Source organism: Nostoc sp. CHAB 5715, assembly GCF_020829685.1.
GTDB lineage: Bacteria > Cyanobacteriota > Cyanobacteriia > Cyanobacteriales > Nostocaceae > Nostoc.
On record NZ_JAIVFR010000622.1, the window covers coordinates 1 to 4,588 of the forward strand.

Sequence of the window (4,588 nt, forward strand, 5' to 3'; positions counted from 1 at the left end):
ATTGGTGTAATCCCAGAAGGACAGAAGGATCTTCAGGCGCTGAAAGTTGCACTCCAAAAGATGCGAGAGTTGGGTTGCACAGATCCCGCTAGTTGGTATTTCCAGAGTGCAATTCATTGGGTTCCAGATCCACAGAATTTTGTTGCACAAAATTTTCTTTGCCCAATCTATACCAACGATTCATATTCAAATGCAGAAACGAAACCACAAATTGATGACTTGCTAAAATTTTGGAAACAGTGTACCCATCAACCAGGTTCTGGAATTCACTTTCTCCCCTGGCATAGACTTTACCTTTATTACTTTGAACAAATTGTTCGTAACCTTTCTGGTAAATCTGATTTTGCTCTTCCTTACTGGGATTACACCAATAGTGACTCAAAATACAAATCAATCCCAGAGGCGCTGAGACTTCCGGCAAACCCAAGAATAAACAGTCTTTATGAAGAATTTAGGTTACCCAGCCTCAATATCAAAACAGATCCAAACGAAGATCCACAAATTGATCCATCAACATACGAAACGCTAGTTCTTAACAAACAAAAAGCGTATGAAACCATTGTATATAGCGTGTTTACTAGCCAGTTAGAGAGATCACCTCATGGTACTATTCACAATTATGTCGGTGGTGACTTTCCTCGGGACAAGTTTAATGATATTTGGCAACGCTCCTCTCCTTATGATATAGGTGTAGGGCTAATGAAAGATGTTACTACTGCTGGATTTGATCCTATCTTTTGGCTACATCACTCTAGTATTGACCGTTACTGGGAATCTTGGACAAAAGCAAAAAATGTCAAGGTTTCCGAGACGGAACTAGCGGCTGTAGAATGGCCGTATAGATTTTTTAACGCTCAAAAACAGGTGGTTGAATATAAAACTCCGGCAGAAATCATTAATGCAGCCTACAACGTAAATTACACCTACGACAAATACGATGAGATCCCACCAAGACCTTTAGAATTGTTGAGAAGTTCTCCACAACCGCAAGCACGCCTAGAAGTTTCATCAGTACAAAAAGCTGTTGTTAGCAAAGATTTTAAGACCAAGTTAACTGATGAAACGACAATAGTTGTTGTTCCTGTACGCTTATCTACTCGTAGTGGCGAGCGAGCTGCCCTTACTGCTCCCAGCTTCTCTATAGCGGCAGAAAAAGGCTATGTGCTGGAAATTCAAGTGTCTTTCCAAGGACAGCCAAGGGGCACTTATAATGTTTATGTAAACCTGCCTGACAAAAAGGCGACTGTTGACAAAGAGGCTTACTATGCTGGTGCTATCAGCTTTTTTGAACTGTCAACCCAAGAAAGAAAGACAAAAACTCTGCTGTTTGACATTACAGACGAACTAGCCAAGGAGGTGGAAAAAGGTGAACAACTGTCAGAAAATCAAGGCTTAAAAGTGACTTTTTTCAAACAAAATGGTTCTTCAGCGACGGACATTATTGTCGAGAAGGTTTCACTTCGTAGTTATTAGTAGGTGTAGTTGATGTTGAACTCAGATAGACCTAAAATTACCTCAATTTTACCTCGGTCAGTATGCCAAAAAAGGTTTTTTATACGAATCAGAATCTGTTGGGTTCCGATCGCAAAAACATGGTGAACCGTCTATGCTCTGAAAGTTGCATCGCTGGCCGATGAAATATCAAGGGAATACATCCATAAAAGCCTTGCTATAAAGGGTTTTCAGCCAAGGACATAAAATTTTTTCGTTTTGGCACTGTTACCACTGGCTCTACTATCTACTCAGGGCGATCGCACTTCCACAGCACAAATAAATGAGAGAGGGAGCGATCGCCTTTGTTATATCTAGTGCATAGCTAATTCATTCTTTTGACATAACTCAAACTAGTGAAAATTGCAAGAGTGAACACATACTCAAAGTTCTAGAAAGTAAATTATTAGTAATAAATTCTAATTTTTTATTACCCAAATATTTGGCACGGTTATGGGACATTTTATTTTTGTTTCAATTTTGGTAATACTTAGTACTTTGAGCTTAGTGCTACCAAGCAAAGTAGATGCTCAGTCTTTCCAGTTAGCTCAGTCTTTCAATCAAATATATCAAATAAATGATAAAAAAGAGGTTTTAGTGAACAATCAACCATCATTTAATATCTCAAGTCAGGCAGCTCCACAAAAAACTATTTTGACCTCTCAGAAATTCAAAACGAGGTTAACTGGTGAACCGACAACAGTAATGGTTCACTTTTCTATGCCACTTGAGTTCAATTCAACCTCTGCTTTTGCAAACATAAGTTATGTGCTAGAAGTTCAAGTGTCTTTCCAGGGAAAACCAACAGGAACCTATAGTGTTTATGTAAACCTACCTAATATAAACGAGACTACTGACAAAGATGCTTACTACGCTGGTACTATCAATTTTTTTGAACTGCCAAGTAAAGAAAGGGTAACAAAAACTCTCCTGTTTGATATTACCAACGAACTAATTGAACAGGTGAAAAAACGCGAACAACCGTCACCAATCCAAAACTTAACCTTGACTTGCGTAAAAGAAAGCGGTTCTTCAGGAGGAGATGTTATCGTCGAAAATGTTTCACTTTACAAGTATGAGTAAATCCTAATCACGATTTACGCAAAAATAATATTACAAACCGCTTTTCGGAGTTTCTGTAGTATTAGGACTCTCTGTAGTAGCAGGTTGGTTAGTATCGGGAAGTTTCTGTTGGGTACTCTTGTGATTACCTTGATTTTCTAGTTTAGGTAGTGCCTGTTTTGCCAGATTTTCGGCTGCTTGTTTAAATAATGGTTCTATTCTATTTCGCCAATATTGAGTATTAGGCAACTTTTCTGGATGGTTTCTATAATCTAAAACTTTATCCCATTTACCATCATCTATTGCTTTATTAATCTCATTAGATAACGCCTCTGCTTTAGCCCAATCTTCCTGCCACTGGGCAATGATTTTGCCCGTCTCTTGAATACCAGAAGCAGCATTTGCCGGAATCGACCTTAAAAGTGCGATCGCTCTAACTATATCTCCTGATTCATACTTCTGTCTTGCTTGTTCTATAATATTGGTACTGTTATCAGTAGGCTGCGATCGCTCTGTTTTCCCAGCATCGTCAGTTGACCCCTTCGGCTTTTCTGGTAATGCAGTTACTACATCCTTAGATTTTGCTTTTGCCTTGGGAGTCTGTCGAGTCGCAATCAAGCTACTATCATCTACAATCCTAGTTGCAATGCCTTTTTCACGCAGGCAAGAACCCCATTCTTGATTATTGGTTATCACATTCGAGCGTACCCAAGCCAAATCACCAGAGTTAAGTTTAACTTCTATCCAACCTCGTTTTGTCCGTTTGCCAGTCACCTCGAAACTGGTGTTATCGGCAACTGTTTGCACAATATTAGAATTTATCGAACTAGGTTCAGAACGAATATTAGAATTTTTGACGACAATAGCCGAGCATTTGTTTGCTAAGGCTGTATCGTTACCTGTAAGATTAAAAGCTAAATTTTTCACACTTGGAGATATATTTGCTACCAAAGCAGCCGTACCACCTGCCAATAATATGCCAATTAATATCGGCCATGGGTCGGATTTGTCAGAGTCTTTACGCACAGGTTTAGCGGGGACAGGATTTGCTGGTGCAAATGCAACAGTTTGCAGCCGAGAGACTTGAGGTCGGGATTTGGTAGATTCTTGAGGTGTGGAAAGTGCTGGTACTGGATTAATCGCCTCTTTACATGCTTGCAGCGCTTCCGTGGCGTTTAGGTAGCGGTCTTTGAAGTGATAACGCACCATTTTAGACAACACTGCCGCCAGCCGATAGTTCACGGTTACTGATTGCTGCCAGATGATTTCGCCCGTGTCTGGGTCTTCTTGTAATTCTGTTGCCTGTAATCCTGTTAATGCTTGAATGGCGATAATGCCAAGGGAATAGATATCACTATTGGGACGGGGTTTACCTTGCCCTTGTTCTGTGGGCATATAGCCAGGAGTACCAATAACCACTGTAGCAGAGGGTTGTCCGCCCACTGTTAGCAGTTGTGTACGCAGTTGTTTCACTGCCCCAAAGTCTACTAAAACTAACTTATTATCTGAGGCGCGACGGATGATATTATCCGGTTTGATATCGCGGTGAATCACGCCTTGGCGGTGGACAAATTCGAGAATTTCTAGACCTTCTTGCAATAGTTGAATTACTTCGCTTTCACTCCAGCCCTTACCAGGTATCAGTTCCTCAGCTAGGGTATGTCCGTCAATATATTCTTGTACTAAATAAAATTCTTGGTTTTCGTCAAAGTATGCTAACAGCCTGGGTATTTGGTCATGATTGCACAGTTTTTCTAAAGTTTCGGCTTCGCTGTTAAACAGGCGTTTAGCAGTATCAAAAACTCTAGGGTCAGTTCCGGGTTTGAGGTGCTTGACAACGCAGAGGGGATTGCCGGGCCGCCTAGTATCTTGGGCAATGTAGGTTTGACCAAATCCTCCCATTGCAAGGACTCGAATTACTTGGTAACGATGGTCTAGTAACTTGCCTATCATGTTCACTCCCCAGAGTTATTACCTAATTTTCCAGCTGGTAATAAATATCTCCAAATTTTCTTTAATGAAAACCAAGAATTTT

The 4,588-nt window shown here is 40.4% G+C and carries 3 protein-coding genes; 2 read left to right on the plus strand and 1 reads right to left on the minus strand.

Annotation, left to right across the window (positions count from 1 at the left end):
- A partial coding sequence (locus tag LC574_RS27545) for a tyrosinase family protein (protein WP_229456837.1) occupies positions 1–1,473 on the plus strand: 1,473 nt, incomplete at its 5' end.
- Between the two features lie 471 nt (positions 1,474–1,944).
- A complete protein-coding gene (locus tag LC574_RS27550; RefSeq protein ID WP_229456838.1) occupies positions 1,945–2,574 on the plus strand; it encodes a hypothetical protein in 630 nt (209 codons plus the stop codon).
- Between the two features lie 30 nt (positions 2,575–2,604).
- Here LC574_RS27550 and LC574_RS27555 read toward each other — a convergent pair whose 3' ends face one another.
- A complete protein-coding gene (locus tag LC574_RS27555; protein WP_229456839.1) occupies positions 2,605–4,506 on the minus strand; it encodes a serine/threonine protein kinase in 1,902 nt (633 codons plus the stop codon).
- Positions 4,507–4,588 lie beyond the last annotated feature (82 nt).